This window comes from Thermococcus sp. LS1 (genome assembly GCF_012027395.1).
Lineage (GTDB): Archaea > Methanobacteriota_B > Thermococci > Thermococcales > Thermococcaceae > Thermococcus.
The window spans coordinates 539,930-558,555 of sequence record NZ_SNUJ01000001.1 but is presented as its reverse complement, the minus strand read 5'-3'; the positions used below and the strand labels follow the sequence as shown (position 1 = coordinate 558,555).

Annotated in this window: 15 protein-coding genes; 7 read left to right on the top strand and 8 right to left on the bottom strand. The window is 52.2% G+C overall.

Going from position 1 to position 18,626, the window contains the following annotated elements; all coding sequences use genetic code 11:
• Position 1 precedes the first annotated feature (1 nt).
• A complete protein-coding gene (gene hisS, locus E3E26_RS03040; RefSeq protein WP_167899842.1) occupies positions 2-1,315 on the bottom strand; it encodes a histidine--tRNA ligase in 1,314 nt (437 codons plus the stop codon).
• Between the two features lie 108 nt (positions 1,316-1,423).
• Here hisS and E3E26_RS03035 point away from each other — a divergent pair, with 108 nt between their 5' ends.
• Positions 1,424-2,605, top strand: a complete 1,182-nt coding sequence (locus E3E26_RS03035; RefSeq protein WP_167899841.1) for an RNA-guided endonuclease TnpB family protein — start codon at positions 1,424-1,426, stop codon at positions 2,603-2,605.
• A gap of 37 nt (positions 2,606-2,642) precedes the next feature.
• On the opposite strand, the gene E3E26_RS03030 is transcribed toward E3E26_RS03035, so the two are convergent.
• The 4 genes from E3E26_RS03030 to E3E26_RS03015 form a co-directional block, all read right to left on the bottom strand.
• Entirely contained in the window at positions 2,643-3,260 is a 618-nt protein-coding gene (locus E3E26_RS03030; RefSeq protein WP_167899840.1) for a MarC family protein, read from the bottom strand.
• A 140-nt stretch (positions 3,261-3,400) separates the two neighbouring features.
• Positions 3,401-4,525, bottom strand: coding sequence for a cation:proton antiporter (locus E3E26_RS03025; protein ID WP_167899839.1), 1,125 nt, complete (start codon positions 4,523-4,525; stop codon positions 3,401-3,403).
• Position 4,526: 1 nt separating this feature from the next.
• Positions 4,527-5,669 (bottom strand): cation:proton antiporter, encoded by a 1,143-nt coding sequence (locus E3E26_RS03020; RefSeq protein ID WP_167899838.1) that lies wholly within the window; start codon positions 5,667-5,669, stop codon positions 4,527-4,529.
• Positions 5,670-5,700: 31 nt separating this feature from the next.
• A complete protein-coding gene (locus E3E26_RS03015) occupies positions 5,701-6,246 on the bottom strand; it encodes an HPP family protein (RefSeq protein ID WP_167899837.1) in 546 nt (181 codons plus the stop codon).
• A 157-nt stretch (positions 6,247-6,403) separates the two neighbouring features.
• Between E3E26_RS03015 and E3E26_RS03010 the strand changes: the two genes are divergently transcribed.
• Together E3E26_RS03010 and E3E26_RS03005 are read left to right on the top strand one after the other, a co-directional pair.
• Entirely contained in the window at positions 6,404-7,858 is a 1,455-nt protein-coding gene (locus E3E26_RS03010) for an NAD(P)/FAD-dependent oxidoreductase (RefSeq protein ID WP_167900130.1), read from the top strand.
• A gap of 47 nt (positions 7,859-7,905) precedes the next feature.
• A complete protein-coding gene (locus tag E3E26_RS03005) occupies positions 7,906-8,817 on the top strand; it encodes a TIGR00269 family protein (protein ID WP_167900129.1) in 912 nt (303 codons plus the stop codon).
• A gap of 69 nt (positions 8,818-8,886) precedes the next feature.
• On the opposite strand, the gene E3E26_RS03000 is transcribed toward E3E26_RS03005, so the two are convergent.
• Positions 8,887-10,845 carry an alpha-amylase/4-alpha-glucanotransferase domain-containing protein gene (locus tag E3E26_RS03000; protein ID WP_167899836.1) on the bottom strand — a complete coding sequence of 653 codons (1,959 nt, stop codon included), beginning with the start codon at positions 10,843-10,845 and terminating at the stop codon, positions 8,887-8,889.
• Between the two features lie 110 nt (positions 10,846-10,955).
• Between E3E26_RS03000 and E3E26_RS02995 the strand changes: the two genes are divergently transcribed.
• The gene (locus tag E3E26_RS02995; RefSeq protein ID WP_167899835.1) at positions 10,956-14,369 is read left to right on the top strand and encodes a CARDB domain-containing protein; all 3,414 of its coding nucleotides are present in this window, start codon (positions 10,956-10,958) and stop codon (positions 14,367-14,369) included.
• A 40-nt stretch (positions 14,370-14,409) separates the two neighbouring features.
• Here the strand turns inward: E3E26_RS02995 and E3E26_RS02990 are convergent, their stop codons facing one another.
• Both E3E26_RS02990 and E3E26_RS02985 read right to left on the bottom strand, forming a co-directional pair.
• Positions 14,410-15,039 (bottom strand): diacylglycerol/polyprenol kinase family protein, encoded by a 630-nt coding sequence (locus tag E3E26_RS02990; protein WP_167899834.1) that lies wholly within the window; start codon positions 15,037-15,039, stop codon positions 14,410-14,412.
• Positions 15,011-15,709, bottom strand: coding sequence for an HAD family hydrolase (locus E3E26_RS02985; protein ID WP_167899833.1), 699 nt, complete (start codon positions 15,707-15,709; stop codon positions 15,011-15,013). The genes E3E26_RS02990 and E3E26_RS02985 overlap by 29 nt, the downstream gene beginning before the upstream one ends.
• An 83-nt stretch (positions 15,710-15,792) precedes the next feature.
• Between E3E26_RS02985 and E3E26_RS02980 the strand changes: the two genes are divergently transcribed.
• The 3 genes from E3E26_RS02980 to mfnA are packed head-to-tail and all read left to right on the top strand — an operon-like array spanning position 15,793 to position 18,419.
• The gene (locus tag E3E26_RS02980) at positions 15,793-16,041 is read left to right on the top strand and encodes a DUF131 domain-containing protein (RefSeq protein ID WP_167731194.1); all 249 of its coding nucleotides are present in this window, start codon (positions 15,793-15,795) and stop codon (positions 16,039-16,041) included.
• Position 16,042: 1 nt separating this feature from the next.
• Positions 16,043-17,218, top strand: coding sequence for a cation:proton antiporter (locus E3E26_RS02975; RefSeq protein ID WP_167899832.1), 1,176 nt, complete (start codon positions 16,043-16,045; stop codon positions 17,216-17,218).
• A 37-nt stretch (positions 17,219-17,255) separates the two neighbouring features.
• On the top strand, positions 17,256-18,419 hold the full coding sequence (mfnA, locus tag E3E26_RS02970; RefSeq protein ID WP_167899831.1) for a tyrosine decarboxylase MfnA: 1,164 nt from the start codon (positions 17,256-17,258) through the stop codon (positions 18,417-18,419).
• The last annotated feature ends 207 nt before the right edge of the window (positions 18,420-18,626 follow it).

Genomic DNA, 18,626 nt, shown 5'->3' with positions numbered 1-18,626 from the left:
TTTACCCCCCAAGAAGCCGCGAGAGCTCTTCCGAGACCCTTTCAATTTTAACGGCTATCTGTTCACCACTCTCCATGTCCCTTATCGTGACCTTACCCTCAGCCAGATCCTTCTTGCCGACTAAGATGACGTAGGGCACGCCGAGCCTTCCTGCGTAGTCCAGAGCCTTCTTGAGCTTCCTGCCCATGAGGTCGTAGTCGGCCGTGATGCCTTTCTTCCTAAGGCTCTGAGCTATTTCAATGGCCTTTGCCCTGAACTCAAGCTCTTTCCCGATTGGAATCACGTAGACGTCTGGCCTGAGCTTCGGCTCTGGAATTAGGCCCTTCCACTCAAGGATTGGGATGAGGCGCTCTATTCCGATGGCAAAGCCCGTCGCTGGAGTTGGCTTTCCGCCGAAGACCTCTATGAGGTTGTCGTAGCGGCCGCCGCCACCTATCGAGCCTATCCCGAGGTCGTTCGGCGCTATCGCCTCAAAGACGACGCTCGTGTAGTAGTCGAAGCCCCTGGCTATGCCAAGATCTATGAGTATGAAGTCGTAGACGCCGTAAGCCTTGAGGAGGTCCACAAGCTCGTAGAGGCGCTTTATTTCCTCCCTCGCCTTCTCGCTCGTGAAGAGCTCCTCCGCCTTCGGGAGAACCTCGTCAGGCTTTCCTTTTATCTCTATCAGCGCCAGAACCTTCTCGATGCCTTCGTCGCTTAGACCGAACTCTCTCAGGGACCCTATGAAGTCTTCCCTGCTCATCTTGTCCTTCTTGTCGATGAGCCTCATCAAACCAATGTCATCACTAACGCCGAGCATCTTCGCGAACTCGTCGAGCAGAATGCGGTCGCCGATGTTAACGGTGAACTCCCTGAGGCCTGTCGCGAGGTAGCTCTCGACGAGGAGGGCTATGACCTCAGCGTCGGCCTCGACCTTGTCGCTACCGATGAGCTCGACTCCAGCCTGCCAGAACTCCCTATAGCGGCCGCTCTGGGGTTCTTCGTACCTGAACATGTTGGCGATGTAGTACCACTTCACCGGCTTTGGTGCGTTCTGGAACTGGTTGACGAATAAGCGCGCTACGCTCGACGTCATGTCAGGCCTCAGTGAGAGGTTCCTGCCGCCCTTGTCCTCGAAGGCGTAGAGCTGCTCCACGACCTCCTCACCGCTCCTCAGCTGAAAGAGAGCGGTGTATTCGAAAGTCGGTGTGAGTATCTCGTGAAAGTTGTAGCGCTCGAAGACGTCCCTTATTCTCTCGAAGACCCATCTCCTCTTCGCCATCTCCTCTGGCAGGAGGTCTCGCGTTCCCTTTACCTTCTCGAGTCTAACATTCATTTTCGACCCTCCTTTCCTGGAGAGAAGAGAGCTGTATTTATAGGTATCGTCCATAAACAAAACATTTAAGTAGCACCTCAGAATAAACACCTTTTTAGGGAGTAATAAATGTCATTAGAGATTATTAAACTAACTGCGAAATTCAATATAAAAACGGTTCCCGAGGAATTGAATGATTTATTCACCACATATCGTGAAATTGTAAACTATCTTATCACTTACGCCTATGAGAACAACATCACAAGCTTTTACCGGCTAAAAAAAGAGACCTACAAAAGTCTCCGCAGAGAGTATCCCGAACTTCCAAGCCACTATCTTTATACAGCCTGTCAAATGGCCACGGCCATCTTCAAAAGCTACCGCAAGAGGAAGAGAAAGGGTACAGCTAAAAGTAAACCTGTCTTCAAAAAGGAAACCATAATGCTAGATGGCCATCTGTTTAAGATTGGCCTTGAGACAGGAGTACTAAAGCTCTCAACTCCCAAAGGTAGGTTAACACTAGAAATTCATCCCGCAAAGTACCATGAGAAGTTCAAAGGCTGGAAGATTGGACAGGCTTGGTTAATTAGAACGCCGAAAGGGGTCTTCATAAATGTAGTTTTTTCAAAAGAAGTCGAAATAAAAGCGCCTTTGACCTTTGTTGGCGTGGACTTAAATGAGAACAACGTTACTCTCAGTCTTCCAAGCGGTGAATTCGTGCAAATTATTACCCATGAACGTGAAGTTAGGACGAGCTATTTCTTAAAACGGAACAGGATTAAGAAAAAGCTGAAGACTGGCAAGAGAAGAAGAGAGCTACTGAAAAAATATGGCGAGCGTGAGAGGAACAGGCTTAACGATTTGTATCACAGGCTGGCCAACAGGATTGTCGAGATTGCGGAGAAGTATGGAGGGATTGCCTTAGAGGATTTAACCGAAATCAGAGATTCGATTAGGTTTACTGCCGAGATTAATGGGCGGCTTCACAGGTGGAGTTTTCGCAAACTTCAGAGCATTATTGAATACAAGGCGAAGCTGAAGGGGTTAACAGTTGTTTTCGTAAATCCCGCTTTCACTTCGTCCCTGTGCCCGATATGTGGGGGTAAACTAAGCCCGAATGGGCACAGGGTTTTGAAGTGTGAGAAGTGTGGGTTCGAGGCTGACAGGGACGTTGTCGGAAGTTGGAATATTTCTCTTCGCGCCCTGAAGATGTGGGGAGTCTCCGTTCCCCCCGAAAGCTCCACGATGAAGATGGGAGGAGGGAAGGTTATCCGCTACGAGTGGTTCAAAAGTCCCACAAATAGCGGATAACCAGAACGGTTAAAAGGTTAGCCCAAAAAATTTTTCGTTATGGCGAAACCGAAGTCATGAGCAGATATATGCCAACAACTCCCTGAACCATCATCTGCGCTCCAATGGCCATCGTGAACATACCGATTATCCTGATGAAGACACCGAGCGTTGTTTTGCTGATGTTCTTGATAACGTATAGGGTAAGGAACATCACGAGGGCTGTAAGGAGTATAGCAATGAATATAGCAGCGGTGGCGTGGTAGATTCCCTTCTCGGCTGTGAGGGTTATTGCCGTTGTTATTGCCGCCGGGCCGGCTATCAACGGGGTAGCCACAGGTACGGCAGCCAGAGCAAGGATGTTTTTCTCCTTTTTGAGGGTTATCATTCCACCGCTCTCAAGGGCCTCAAGACCTATCTTGAAGAGAACAAAGCCTCCAGCGACACGGAGGGCGTTGAGGTCTATGTGGAAAATCTCCTGGAGGATTATTTGGCCGGAAACCGCGAATAGGAGGAGGAGAAGAAATCCTATGAGGTTGGCCCTAATGATTAGGGCTCTTATATCCTCTATGTGGAAGTCTTCACGCAGCAGACTAACCAGGAGTACCTTATCGCTCGGGTCTATCATGATGAGCATGAAGAGGGCCGAACTCAGTATCGCCGTGAACTCACTCATAGCCTTTCCTCCGGCAAGGATTTTATAAATCTATGCCCTAAAGTGTGCATGCGATGATGCGCTGCGCTCTCTTCGAACCGCTACGCTCTCTTCGAGCAACCGGCACTGACTGGAGGATGAAGAGCACTCGGTTGGCTGAGCTACCTCGAATAGAGCCACTTTAGCAGGGGCGGAGTTATTATCGTCGTGACGAAGACCATTAGGATTGCAACGGTCAGTGCATCGGGCCCTATGATCCCACTTGCCATTGCAACCGCCAGCATGGCCAGCTCGACACCCAGCCTGGGTATCATGCCGACGCCTATCCTGACGGAGGAATTCCAGTCAAAGCCGGCAAGTCTTGCTCCCGCTCCGCATCCGAGTACCTTGCTCAATATGGCCGCAGCGGTGTACAGAACCGCAAAGAGACCTGCGTGGAGGATGTAGCCCAGCTCAATCCTCATCCCTACCTCGACGAAGAACAGGGGGATGAAAAGGGAGTATCCGATAACGTTCACGTGCTCCATTACCGCCTTTTTCTTGGCACTCTGACCCAGGGCGAGGCCTGTAAGATATGCCCCAAGGATGGAGGCGAGGTTGAGGTGCTCGGCAAGGTATGCAAACGCTATCAGAAAAACTAGGGCAAAGGCTGTCTCTGATTCCGGCAGGTCTATCCTCGAGATGAACCTAAAAGCCCTATCCGCCAGTCCAGGCCCGAAGTAAAGGAAGAAGAACAGAAGGAGGGACACAGATATCAAGACTTCTGCAAGGCTGGTGTAGTTCACCTCACCGCCCTTTATCATTGAGATCGCGATCGTCAGGATAAGGATTCCCAGCACATCATCGACGACGGCGGCAGCGAGAATCGTCGTCCCTTCCTTTGTGTTCAGTCTCCTCAGCTCCATGAGCACCTTGACGGTTATGCTGACGCTCGTGGGTGTCATCATCGCCCCATAGAGAACCGCCTCGTGAAGAGGAACGAACAGGTAAGCAACTGAGAAGCCAAAGACGAAGGCTATAAACACACCCAGGCCAGCAACCATAACGCTCTGCTTCCCGACGCGCTTGAACTCCTCGAGCTCGCTCTCGAGGCCGGCTATGAAGAGGAGGAGCAGGACCCCCAGATTCGAGAACTGCCCTATAACTGGGTTGGTATCGAAGAAGATGCCGATCAAAAGCCCCCCGAATATCTGGCCCAGCACAACCGGCTGGCCAGCGCGCTCAAAGATGTAACCCATCAATTTAGCCGTTGCAAGCATCAGGGCTATGAGGAGCAGTATCTCCATATCACTCCCTCGAAAATGCCCACTTCAGGAGGAAGGGCGTTACCAGCGTCGTTATGATGACCATGCTTACGGGGATGGAGAAAGTCCCTCTGTCAAACACTTCCTCGCGGAGGCCTATGTTGGCCATTATGAGCGCAACCTCCATCCTGGGAACCATGCCGACGCCTATCTGAAGAGCTTCCCGCGGCTTGAACTTCGTAAGCAGACCGCCGATACCGCAGCCCACTACCTTACCTGCTATTGCAAGGAGTGCATATACTCCGGCAAAAAGCCCGATGTGGCCCAGAACGTGGATGTCGGTCTCAACGCCTATGCTCACAAGGAAAACGGGAATAAAGAGGGAATAGCCTATGGTCAGCGTTTTGCTCGTTATTTCTCTGGCCTCTGCACTCCCGGCTATGAGGAGGCCGGCGAGATAAGCGCCAGTTATGCCCGCCAGCTGGAACTGCTCGGCGATGTAGGCAAAGAAGAGCATTATGGCTATCGCAAAGGCCGAGACCGTCTCGGGGAGATTTATTCTCTCCGACGCGCGGAGAGCTTCCTTTATAGCGGGACTGCCAAGGAGAAGGCCCAAAATAAAGAACAATGTAACCTCACCAAGGATTATGAGCACATCCATCGGGTAAACGCTTCCCTTCGTGTTCATGGCCACGAGAACCGTCAGAATTATTATGCCAAGCACGTCGTCAACTACGGCAGCGGCGAGAATGGTCGTTCCCACCCTGCTCCTCAGTTTCTTCATTTCCATGAGTATGCTGGTGGTAAGGCCCACGCTGGTGGCGGTGAGGATTCCACCGAGGAAGAGGGCCTGTATGTTGGAGTATCCCCACGCCAGAGCGCCAACATAGCCGAGTACGAAGGGTATAACAACCCCAAGGACTGCAACTATGAAGGCCGAAACACCAACGTGCTTGAACTCCTCTATGTCCGTCTCAAGCCCAGCCAGAAAGAGGAGCATGACGACACCGAGTTCGGCCACGAGCTTCACGCCTTCATCGTAGGAAACTATGTCAAGTATGGAGGGACCAATAAGGATTCCTCCAAGGAGCTGCCCGAGGGCTGCTGGAAAGCCAATGCGAACCGTCAGATACCCAAAGAGCTTCGCAACTATGAGTATCAGTGCCAGCTCTAGGAAGACGTCCATGATTACCATCCCTGTGTAGTTTTAAGTGATCTCAAGCCGAAACTATGCGGATGAGGCGGATTATGTCCTTAACTTCAAGCACGCCATGAACGTGGCCGTTCTCGTCAACTACCGGGAGATGATGCTTCCCGGTTTCAATCATTATCTTTATGGCCTTCCCCAGGTTGTCATCGATGTGAATCGTTATGGGCTTTCTTACCATTATGTCTCTAACGCGGGATGCCCTGCTTATGGAGTACTTCTTCAGGAGGCCGATTCCTACTATGGAATATCTCCTTGGGGGTTCAAAGAAATGAAGCAGGTCTTTCATAGTTACAAAGCCCATCAGCTTCCCTTCATCATCAACGACAACAGCAGAACTCTCCTCGTCTCGAAGGTTCTGGATGAGCTCGGAGAGCGGATCGTCAGGATGAACAACAAGAAAGTCCCTGTCCATGACTATCTCGACGGGGACCTTGGAGATGTAGCGAATGTTGTGGCTCAGCTCCTCCTTTCTCCGGAGCTGGAGAAGCTTTCTCTTGCTGTGGATTATCTTTATCTTATTTGCCTTGGCTTTATCCGATTTCTCTCCGGCCATGCTCCCACTGAAAGTTGTACTACTCAATTCTGTTTAAAGGTTTCGGGAAAGTATTTAAAATTTAAATGTCAAAAATTGCCCAATAATTTGGTGAAATTAACCAAAAACTTGCCAAAAAGTTTTTAAGAGATTGGCCCCAAACCTCAACAAGGGAAATATGGTTTCTGGAAAGATGTACGACGTTGTGATCATCGGAGCCGGTCCGGCAGGTCTTTTCGCAGCCTACGAACTGGCAGAGAAGAGCGATTTTAGGATTCTGATAATAGACGAGGGTGGAGACATCAACCAGCGTGTCTGTCCCATGTACGAGCTCGGCTACTGCATTGGCTGCCAGCCCTGCCACATAATGAGCGGCGTTGGCGGTGCGGGAGGACTGAGCGACGGCACCATCAATCTCCGTCCGGACATAGGCGGCGACCTAAGGGAGCTCACAAACGACGAGAACTACGCTTGGCAGCTCGTCTGGGAGGTTGACCAGATTTTTCTGAAACATAAAGCCCCAAAAAACCTGTTCAAAGGCGACCCTGAGCAGGTAAAGTACTGGGAGCAGAGGGCCGCTCAGGCCGGCGTCAAGTTCATCCCCATCATCCAAAGGCACATCGGCTCGGACAGAACGCCCGAAGTCATCGGTGACATAAAAAAGCACCTCGAGGACAAGGGCGTTGAGTTCCTTCTCTGGACGAAAGCTCTGGAGTTCGGCCAGGGATGGGTGAAAGTCAGGCGCGGGAAGGACATCTTCACCATAAACACCCGTTATATTATCGTCGCCCCCGGAAGGGGAGGAGCGGACTGGTTCCACGACGTGGCCAAGAAGATAGGCCTCAAAGCGAAGCACGGACCCATCGATGTAGGCGTCCGTGTCGAGGTTCCTGCCATAGTGATGGAGCCCATAACGAGCATAAACCACGACCCTAAGTTTCACATCTATACAGACACCTACGACGACTTCGTGAGAACCTTCTGCACCAACCCGAACGGCTTCGTCGTCGAAGAGCGCTACGACGGCTACGTTGGAGTAAACGGACACTCCATGCACGAGAAGAAGAGCAACAACACTAACTTCGCCTTCCTGAGCAGGATTGAACTCACAGAGCCGGTCGAGGATACCACCGCCTACGGAAAGAGTATAGCGCAGTTAGCCACAACTATAGGCGGAGGAAAGCCCCTCCTCCAGAGGCTTGGCGATTTAAGGCGTGGAAGGAGGAGCACATGGAGCAGGATAAAGAGAAGCGACGTCGAGCCAACACTCAAGCACGTTACTCCAGGAGACATCGCGATGGCCCTACCGCACAGGGTCGTCACCAACATCTTAGAAGGCCTGGAGAAGCTCGACAAGGTTCTGCCCGGGGTCGCCAGTGATCATACTTTGCTCTATGCACCTGAGATCAAGTACTACGCCATGCGCGCCGAGGTTGATGAGAACCTCGAAACAAGTATAGAGGGAATCTTCGCCGCTGGAGATGGTGCGGGCCTCAGTAGGGACATAGTCAATGCCGCCGCGACGGGTCTTCTGGCCGCGAGGGGCATACTCAAGAAGGAGGGCCTCTACACGGAGAAGGACTTCAGGAAGCCCGGTAACTGGAGGCACATGATAGAGACTATGGAGGATTAGCTTTTTAACCTCTTCCTCTTTTCAGCCTTTGGTGAGAGAGAATGCCTATGAGATGCAAGTTCTGCGAGAAACCAGCTTTCATTAAGCTTCACTACCCAAGAATGTACCTCTGCCCTGAGCACTTCATGGAATACTTCGAGAGGAAGGTTAAGCGCACAATAGAGAGATACAAGCTGCTGAAGCCCGACGAGAGAGTTCTAGTCGTTGTGAGCGGGGGAAAGGATTCAGCCGTTACTGCTTACGTCCTCAAGAAGCTTGGCTACGATATAGAGTGCCTCCACATAAACCTCGGCATAGGGGAGTACTCGGAGAAGAGCGAAGAATATTCAAAGAAGCAGTGCGAGGCTTTGGGAGTTCCGCTCCACATAGTCCGCGTTAAGGAGCTCCTGGGCCACGGAATTGGCGAAGTAAAGACGAGAAGACCCACATGCTCATACTGTGGCTTAACGAAGCGCTATATCTTCAACAAGTTCGCCTACGACAACGGCTTCGATGCAGTCGCCACCGGCCATAACCTCGACGACGAGGCGAGCTTCATATTCTCCAACTTGATGCACTGGAATACGCAGTATCTGGCCAAACAGGGACCGCTAACCCCCGGCGAGGGCAAATTCGTGAAGAAAATTAAGCCCCTCTACGAGCTCACCGAGAGAGAAGTTGTTGCCTATGCACTTGCCAACGGCATAGAGTATCATATCGAGGAGTGCCCGCACGCTCGCGGAGCAACAACACTTGAGTTCAAGGAAGTCCTCAACGAGATGGAGGAGAAGAGACCGGGAACCAAGATAAACTTCGTGAAGGGCTACCTGAGGAAGAAGCACATCTTCGAGGCCGAGCTTGAAGAGGTAGAGCTGAGGGAGTGCAAAGTCTGCGGCATGCCGTCGAGCGGTGAGGTATGTTCCTTCTGCCGCTTCTGGCGCCTTGAGGAGCCGCTGGACTTCAGGGTAAGAAAAGATTAACGGCAAGGGCCGATGAGGTGAGCCTTTCGGGCCCTGATGGGTGATGAGGGCCTCCCTAGCTGAGGCCTCTCACAACTCCCTGAAGCGGAGTCTGAACTTCAGCTCTCCATCAACCGGGAAGAGCACCGTATAGCTGACACCCTGCTGGATGAAGTCCCAGCCGGCCTCGCTCTGGGAAAGGGTCTTTATCGGGAACTTCCAGACTTTAGCTTTTCTGTCTAGCTTTATTTCCACCTTTCCGATGCCGTATGGATCGTTCACTTCTATCTCCGTGGCTTCGAATTCATCTGGCTTCTCCATGACGCTGTGAACCGCTAGGTTCAGCTCAACGCCGAAGAGCACCTTAGCCTCGCTCTTGACAGTGTAGTCCACGATAAAGCCATCATCAGTCAGGCGAAGGGATTTCTCCACGCGCGCCGGTTTTCCTGAAACGCTCCCGTCCCTCCAGAGGGTTATGCCGCCCTCGAGGGGGCTGTAGTCATATGCGCCGGTCAGAAAGTCACCGAGCTCCTCATAGCGCGCGAGTCGGTAGTCGTCGAGGCCCGTTTCAGGGGACAGGAAATGATCCTGGAGGATAGCCCTTGGGTGACTGTCGTAGGCAAGCTCGCGCCTTATCTCCTCAGGTATTTTCTTTCCAATCTCGTGAATGCTGGCAACTCCTTCACCATCCCCTTCCTCATGGGTTGCTGCCTCCGGGACCTCGTGGTAGTGCTCCCATCTCCTCGCCAAAACGTCGTTGTAGTTCACCGCTTTCCTCTTGGAGCTGAGCTCAAAGAGCGCCCCACCGTAGGCGGGCTTGAATACGGCGAAGAAGTTCTCACTCTCAATGAAGACCTCCTCACGGCCATCGAAGTCTATATCTCTGACGAAACTTCCAGTGGAAACGTAGCTGTTCGCCTTAATGATGTTCTTCCAGATGGTCCTCCTCAGATGGGGGAGGTAAACACCACCAAAGATGCCGTGCCAGTAAGCGTCGTTGCACTGGGCTTTAAGGATGAAGTGCCTCGCCTCAGGGTTGTCCCTAACGAGTCCGCTCACCATCAGCATGCGCTTGTGCATGTAGTTGCTCTCAGGATACTTGAAGAAGAAGTTCTTCCAGATGCCGCCGCGGACGAAGACGCGGTACTTCTCGAACTGGCCGTGCTCCTTCAGCTTCTCAACGAACTCCACGAAGAGCTTTGCCTGCTTAGCTGGCAGTGACCACTCGCTCATCTCGAAGTATGAAGCGATTGGGAGGTAAACAAGGCCCTTAGGCCTGAAGCGCTGGAGGTACTCCGAGTATAGCATGAGGTTTATCCTCTCGTCGCTCGAAACCCTGTCGAAGAACTCCTTGAGCCAGCCCTTCTTATATACCCAATCGTAGGTTCCAGGCCAGACGCCGAACTTCTCGCCGTCGTCGTGGAAGACCGCAACCTTGCTCTCATCGCCGTCATCAAGGCTGTGAAGGTACTCCAGCGTTTTCTCTACCGGCCTGAATGGGATGAGGTAGCGAAGCTTCTCGTCTATCGGAAAGACTGCTATAACCTCACCACCGTCCTCGGTGTAGTAGGGCCAGAAAAGTTCTTCCTTTGACAGACCCGCGCTCATGAAGTGGTAGTCGTCAACTATGACGTAATCTATCCCTGCCTCGCGGAGACTCTTAACCAGCTCCGGCTGCCAGACACGCTCGGTGAGCCAGACACCCTTGGCATCGTAGCCCAGCTTTTTGGCAAAGTCCTTCAAAAGCCTGATCTGCTCTATACGGTCTTCTTTTGGGATGGCAGCAAGGACTGGTTCATAAAAACCTGCCACGACTATTTCAAGCTGACCCTTACTCACCAGAGAGCGGAGGAGGTCGATGTAGTCAGGCTTGTTCTCATCAAGCCACTCCAGCAGAGGCCCGCTTATGTGAACCGCGACCTTCATGTTGGGGTATTCCTCCAGAATCTCCATGAAAGGACGGTAAGAACGGTTGTAAGCATCCTCAAACACCCATCCAAAGTTGCCAAGAGGCTGATGGTTGTGTATTCCAAAGATGAAATTGACCATCGATGCACCCCCAAAACTGTTATCACTACCGGTGATATTGGAAAAGGTATATAAATATTTTATGCACAGGTATCATCAATAGTGAACAGGTATCACCAGAGGTGAATCCTATGAGGAAAGGCCTTGGAATTTTAATGGTAGTTTTGCTTTTTTTAAGTTTAGTTCCAGCGACTAAAATGGTAAGCGCTATGTACGGAACCAAGATAATCGACGGAGACTTAAGCGACTGGACGTCATCGGACCTCATAACCGTCGGGTGGGACAATGGGCTGGCAGGTGCAAATTTGAGCAGGATGTACATTGCCTGGGACGATAACTACCTCTACATAGCAATAACAACAGGCAACACCCAGAGCTGGAGTGTTGCTTATGGTATTGGCATTGACGTTGATCCAGGAACCGGAAACGGATACACTGGAACCAGCGATTCCTGGGGCAGGAGCATAAGCTTCGGAAACGGTTATGCCGTTGATTATGAGATTTACTTCTGGTGGGGCTGGGACACCGGAATGGGCACAGACAACTTTAACACATGGACTGGAAGTGGTTGGACTTACAACAGCATAAGCGGCGTTGGTGGAAGCTTCGCTTACACAGGGGACACTTCCACTGGATTACAAACCCTTGAAATCAAGGTGCCTTGGACGGCACTCGGAGGAAAGCCGGACAAGGTAGCAATTATCGCCTGGGTGACTGGAAGCGGCGGTTCGGCAGTTGACAGCCTCCCGGTGGATCCTGCGATAGACTACACCAACATCGGGAACGAATGGGGAGATGCCGATACATTCACCAACCTCGCCGAAATCTACGTCGCCCCCAAGACCATAGACGGCAACCTCAGCGACTGGGGCCCGTCGGACCTCGTAGTCATTGGCCAGGACAACGGCCAAGCCGGAGCCAATCTTGACAGGATGTACGTTTCCTGGGATGACACCTACCTCTACATAGCCATTAAGACCAACAATACTGCAAGCTGGGATGTTGCTTATGGTATTGGCATTGACGTTGATCCAGGAACCGGAAACGGATACACTACTGGTGGGGACTCCTGGGGTAGGAGCGTGGAGTTTGGAGCCGGGTACGCGATTGATTACGAAATCTACTTCTGGTGGGGCTGGAACACTGGAATGGGTACTGACAACTTTAACACATGGACTGGAAGTGGTTGGACTTACAACAGCATAAGCGGCGTTGGTGGAAGCTTCGCTTACACAGGGGACACTTCCACTGGTCTCCAGACGCTTGAGATAGCAATACCATGGAGCGCCCTCGGAGGAAAGCGCTCAAAGTTCGCAATAATGGCCTGGGTTACTGGAAGTGGTGGAAGCGCGGTTGATTCCCTCCCCGTTGACCCGGCAATAGACTACACCAACATCGGGAACGAATGGGGCGACACCGACACCTTCACAAACCTGCTCGTCGGCGAGTGGTTCCTCATGCCGGACCTGACCGTCAGCATCACCGGACCCGGCGTGGTTGGCCTCAACAGGGTGGGCAACTACAATGTTACGGTCAAGAACGAGGGCTCCCTGCCCGTGACTGGAGCAACGGTCAAGGTCTACATCGACGGCAACCTCTACACCAACTGGACGGCCGACCTCGGAGCAGGAGAGGAGAAGTGGTTCCTCTTCAACTGGACGCCCAACGCTACCGGAACTTACACCATAAGGGCCGTCGTTGACGAGGAGAACACCATAGCCGAAGCCAACGAGGACAACAACGAGTTCGTTATGAATGTTGACGTTGTGTGGGTCGGCAACATCGACGTTGACGGAAACCCCAACGACTGGTTGGCAGTTACCCTTGAACCCAATTCATACACCGTCCAGAATGGATTCTTCATCTGGAGCGACCCCGTCGATGACCAGAGGCATGATAAGGACCCATACCTGCCGGGAGGAAGCTCATCGCACGCCGATCTCACAGAGGTTGGCGTAACCAAAGACGATAGGTACGTTTACTTCCTCTTCAAGTTCGCGGATATGAGCAACATCAAGATAGGGGACAACGGCGCGACCTTCATAGCGGTTCCGATAGACTACAAGGACGGCGGCGCATACTGGTTCGCCGGTGAGATGGACACCAACACTGTCATAGCGTGGGACATTCAGATGGCGGTGAACCTTGGCGGAAGCGAATACGTTGGCCAGGAGCAGGCCGTGGCTTCAGCCGGCAACAGCGTCACATCACTGCTCTACTTCGTTGACCCCGAAGGAAACGTTATCCCCGTGGACGGGGCTCTCGTTGGAGTTGACCTCACCAAGAACACCGTCGAAGTGAGAGTTCCCCTGAGCGTCTTTGAGGGTGCGAGGAACTTCAACTTCCAGGTTGCCACCGGCTTCAGCTATGGCCCGGCCGTCTGGAACTTCGGAGACCCATTCGCCAACGACGGTAACAGCGATATCGTTGACACCATTACCATTGAGCCAACCACCACCCAGGAGCTGGTGGACAACATTCCGGACTACTACGTCCGCGTAACCATGGACAACATCATCGAGAGCGCTGGCCTTGTTAGTGTCAAGGTGCAGAGGCTCATCCAGTACCAGAACACCTTCGTCATGATCAACAAGTTCTACGGCATAAGAAACTTCGAGAAGGACTACGCCCGCTACCAGGAGCTCGCCAGCGAGCTCAGGAACATGCCGCTAACGGACGACATGCGGAAGAAGCTCGAGCAGTACGATTCCGAGCTGATGGACCTGTTGAAGCTTTACAATGAGGGCAAGTCCACGATAGACCTGCCGAACTACGCCTTCAGCGCCTCGCTCAAGATATACCGCTCTTACACGGGCCTCAAGAAAATGGTGAGGGACCTCGAGGCCATGCTCGAAAAGGCAAAGAGCGGCGAGCTGGAGAAGCAGAGAGAGATGGAAGAGCTCGCCAAGAACCTCACCAAGACCATAGACGGCAACCTCGACGACTGGAGCGTCGAGCCAGTTGCTGAGGACACCACCGGCTTCGGCCAGGATGGTGCAAACCTCAAGGCGCTCTACGTTGACTACGATGACCAGTTCCTCTACATAGCACTCACCACGGAGAACAAGGCTTCATGGAGAGTTGCCTACGGCATCTCACTGGACTACAAGGACGGTGGCTACACGACCGGTCAGGACTCATGGGCCAAGAAGATGAGCTTCAGCAGGGGCATAGACGCACAGCTCTACTTCTTCTGGAACGGTGAGTTCTTCGGCGATCCCGGAACAAGCAACATAACCAGCGCCCAGCTCGTCCTCTGGAACGGAAGCTCCTGGATATACAACGATCTCAAGTGGACCGGCTTCTACGCCTACACCGGTGGCGCTGAGAACGGACTACAGACTCTCGAGATAGCCATTCCGTGGAAGGCCCTCGGAGGAAAGTCGTCTGAGATATACATCGTCGCCTACGTGACCGGTCAGGGAGCTGGAGACTCAGCAGTTGACAGCCTCCCAGACGACCCGAGCATTCACGACAGAGCGCCGGGAGAGGAGTGGACCGACGTAGATAACTTCACCACCTTCGCAAAGGTTACGATAGAGTGAGCCTCTCCCCTTTTCTGTTCTTCTTTATCCATTTGGAGCTTCAAAGGACGAGAATATCGGCCAAATACAGCACCGTCGCTATCACCAGCTGGTTCGAGAAGTTGTCATCTGGCGGAAGGTTGTAGAACTCGGCCAGCATACCTGCAAGTGAACCGAGGACTGCTAAGGGAAGCCCCACAAGAGGCCACAGGATCAGCAGGCCTGAAATGAAGTAAGCCAGACTCCCCTCAACACTTTTGCCATTCTTAAAGCGGTGTCTTCCGAACGACTTCCCGATTATGGCCGCAAGGGCATCACCAATGGTAGCAACGGCAATTGCTCCAATGGCTATTTCCCCAGGAAAGAAGTACACCACGATGAATGCTGCCGCTGCAAAGTATATGTGGGCCGCAACACGGTAGCGCTCGTGCTCGCGGGTTATCTCGTCTATCTGCTTTTCCAGCATCTCCACGCGCTCGATGACGTCGTCGTAAACGTAGAGCCGGAGTTTTTCCTTGATTTTATCCCTCAAAGCTTCGATTATCCTGAAGGGTTCCAGAACCACGAAGATGAAGAAGGCCAACCCGATAAGAGTAAGCGTTACATCTCTCCCAAAGATGAGGTACGAGACTGGAACCGACAATCCCACGATGTGAAGGGACTTACGCTTTAGCTCGCTTTTCATGCTCATTTTTAATCACCTCCAAGGCCTCCAGCAGATCATTGACAATGTAGTCGGCGTGTTTTGGGCGTCTTCCCTTGAAATAACCCCGCTTCACGAGGATGGTTGTAGCCCCAATATCTTTGCCGCCCCTCATATCAGTGTCGTCCCTGTCACCGACCATATAGATCTCCTCTTCGTGGGGAAACATGCTCCTTGCCAGGCGGAAGTTGTGAGGGTCGAGCTTGCTGTGGCCGGTCTCGCCGCTGATTATAAGCGCATCGAAGTAGTCCTTTATCCCGAGATACTCAAGCTTCTTCCTCTGCCAGTAGCTCGAGGAGTCCGTTATGAGCACTATCTTTGCCCCCATTTCCTTGAGTCCCTGAAGGAACGGAAGGGCGTCAGGATAGAGCTTAAGGTTCGAGAAGAAGACTCTATCAACGAGGTCCATTATCTCCTCAAACTCCTCAGGGGTTATCTTGGCGTAAACTTTTCCGAGAAGCTTCTCAACGATTTTGTCAAGATCCATCATGTGGAACTCCCGCGACTGCTCGAGCTCCCTATAGCGGGCAGTGATTATGTAGAAGAAAGACTTGAACTTCCTCCTTCTGAGAAGGAAGGGTATAAGACGGAGGAGCGTGTACTTTCCGGCATCCCAGGTGTTGCAGAGGGTATCGTCGAGGTCAACGAGCACAAGCATGTTAGAGGATTTGATGGGAGTGTTTTAACCCTTTGGGTTCCTCTGGGTTAAGGTTTAAAAGAGGAAAAGAAAGCTCATAATGTATGGACAAAGGAACCCTGCTCATAGCACTCGGCATGGGAATGATATTCCTCGGATTCCTCCTAGTCTTCATTGGAACCCTCTTCTCGGCCATGGGCGGAGAGGCAGAAGTCGAAAGCGGCGGAGTGATAATGATAGGCCCCATCCCGATAGTCTTCGGCACCGGTCGAGGTGCAACGCTGGCGATGGTTCTCGCGATAATTATGATGGCACTCTGGATAATAGGGGCTCTGCTCGCGAGGAGGGGATGACGTGGACTTCCTAGCGGCGCTCGCGATTCTGCTCGTGACTGCCAAGAGCATCGAGTGGCTCTTCGAGAGGGTCGAGATACACCCGATTATCGCCCACGTGCTCACAGGAGTCGTGCTGGGACCCTTCGTTCTTGGAGTCATCGAACCAACCGAGCAGCTCAGCGTTCTAGCCGAGTTCGGGCTCATAATGATGATGCTCTACATGGGGCTCACCAGCAACTTTTCGGCCATAGCCCAAAACACGAAAAAAGTCGTGATAGTTGCCGTCCTCGGAGTGGCTTTCTCGTTTATTCTTGGCTTTACCACGGTGGAGTTCTTCGGCAAAGGCACTTCGGCGGCTATCTTCGTCGGCGTTACCCTCGGAAACACCGCAATAGAGGTAACGAGCGGCGTCCTCGTTAAGGAGCGCGTTAAAAGAGAGATTTCATCCATTCTCATGGGAGCTGCATTCGTTGACGACATACTGGCGGTTTACCTGATAGGTATAATCACCGCAATGGCCAAAGGAAGCATTGACGCGCTCTCCCTGGGAATACTGACCGTCAAGATATTCCTTTTCATAGGAGCTACCCTATTAATCTCGGAGTTCGTCTTCAAACGCTCTCGCTGGTTCTACTCAATAGTCAAGAACCTAAATGTCTTCTTCACCTTCACGCTAATACTAACCTTCGCCTTGGCGATAATAGCTGAAAAGGTCGGTCTCAACCAGATAATCGGCGCCTACCTTGCGGGACTGACGATAAGCAGACTGCGTGAGAGAAAAGATCCTCTCGTTGTGACTAGGATAAAGCTCAACGAACTCATCGAAGACCTCCAGGTCGTTCTTACGGAGTTCTTCATTCCGCTGTTCTTCATCTACGTCGGACTGATGTTCAACCCACCGCTGGCTAGAATAAGCCTTGCCCTGATAGGAACCCTCTACCTCGCGGCAGTGCTTGGGAAGCTTCTCGGCTGTGGGCTGGGGAGCAGGCTCTTCGGCCTGAGCTGGAAGGATTCAATCCTCGTTGGCATAGGCATGGGTGGCAGGGGAAGCCTGGAGCTGGCGATACTCACCTTCGGCCTCAACACAGGGCTCATCGATCAGACCATTTTCGCGAGCGTCATAGTCGTCTCCATGATGACAGCCTTAACGACGCCGCTGTTCTTTAAGACCTACATCAAAAGGGCAAAAGCTTAAATTGAAGGGTGTGGAGTAGTGCCAGGCTGGTGAGACCATGTTCCCGAGGAAAGGCGCGAGCGAGGAAGAAGTTTTAGCAGAGCTGGAGGAGAAAACGGCGGAGGATTTAACCTTCGATTCCGGACGGATTTTAGGTTCAATGTGCACATATCCCCATCCCTTCGCTCGGAAGGTAATCTCCCTCTACATCGACAGAAACCTCGGCGACCCCGGCCTTCACGTCGGCAGTCAGAAGATTGAGGAAGAAGCCATCCAGATGCTCTCGAATCTTCTGGCCCTTGAACGTGGTTACGGGAACATAGTCTCCGGAGGAACCGAGGCAAACATCTTGGCCGTTAGAGCCTTCCGCAACCTCTCCGACGTCGAAAAGCCGGAGCTTATCATCCCAAGGAGCGCCCACTTCTCCTTCCTCAAGGCGAGCGAGATGCTCGGCGTCAAGCTTGTCTGGGCCGAGCTTAAAGAGGACTACTCCGTCGATGTCAATGACGTCGAAAGAAAGATAACGGACAACACGATAGGCATCGTTGGTATAGCCGGAACCACTGGTCTAGGTGTCGTTGACGACATCCCCGCCCTGAGTGACCTGGCCCTCGACTACGGCCTCCCTCTGCACGTTGATGCAGCTTTTGGAGGCTTCGTCATACCCTTTGCAAAGGAGCTGGGTTATGACCTACCCGACTTCGACTTCAGGCTTAAAGGCGTTCAGAGCATAACCATAGACCCCCATAAGATGGGTATGGTGCCCATCCCGGCAGGTGGAATAATATTCAGGAAGAAGAAGTTCCTGGAGGCCATAAGCGTTCCCGCCCCCTACTTGGCGGGAGGCAAAGTATGGCAGGCAACGATAACCGGAACACGGCCTGGAGCAAACGCTCTGGCTGCGTGGGCCATGATAAAGCACCTCGGCTTCGAGGGCTACAAAGAGGTAGTGAAGCGCGCGATGGAGCTGAGCAGGTGGTTCGCGGTCGAGATAAAGAAGATACCGGGGGTTTACCTGATAAGGGAGCCTATGCTCAACATAGTCTCCTTCGGAACGAGGAACCTTGAGGAGGTCGAGAAGGAGCTGAAGAGACGTGGCTGGGGAATCAGCGCCCACCGCGGTTACATAAGAATAGTCATGATGCCCCACGTGAAGAGGGAGCACCTAGAGGAGTTTCTGAGGGATTTGAGGGAGGTAACGGTTCATTCTATCAAGCTATGATTTAGTGTAAACATTAATCTTGGACACAAGGATACAAGAAGACCACAAGAGGGTTGATGTTGTAGTGGAAGTACTAAAATCGGAAGTTATTGTTTTCGTATTAGGCACTTCTCTTTTTATACTATCAAAAAGTTTTTAAGAACGATTCCGAATTGTAATATTGAGGTGATGCTATGAAAAAACTATTATAGTACTAATAGTAGTTTT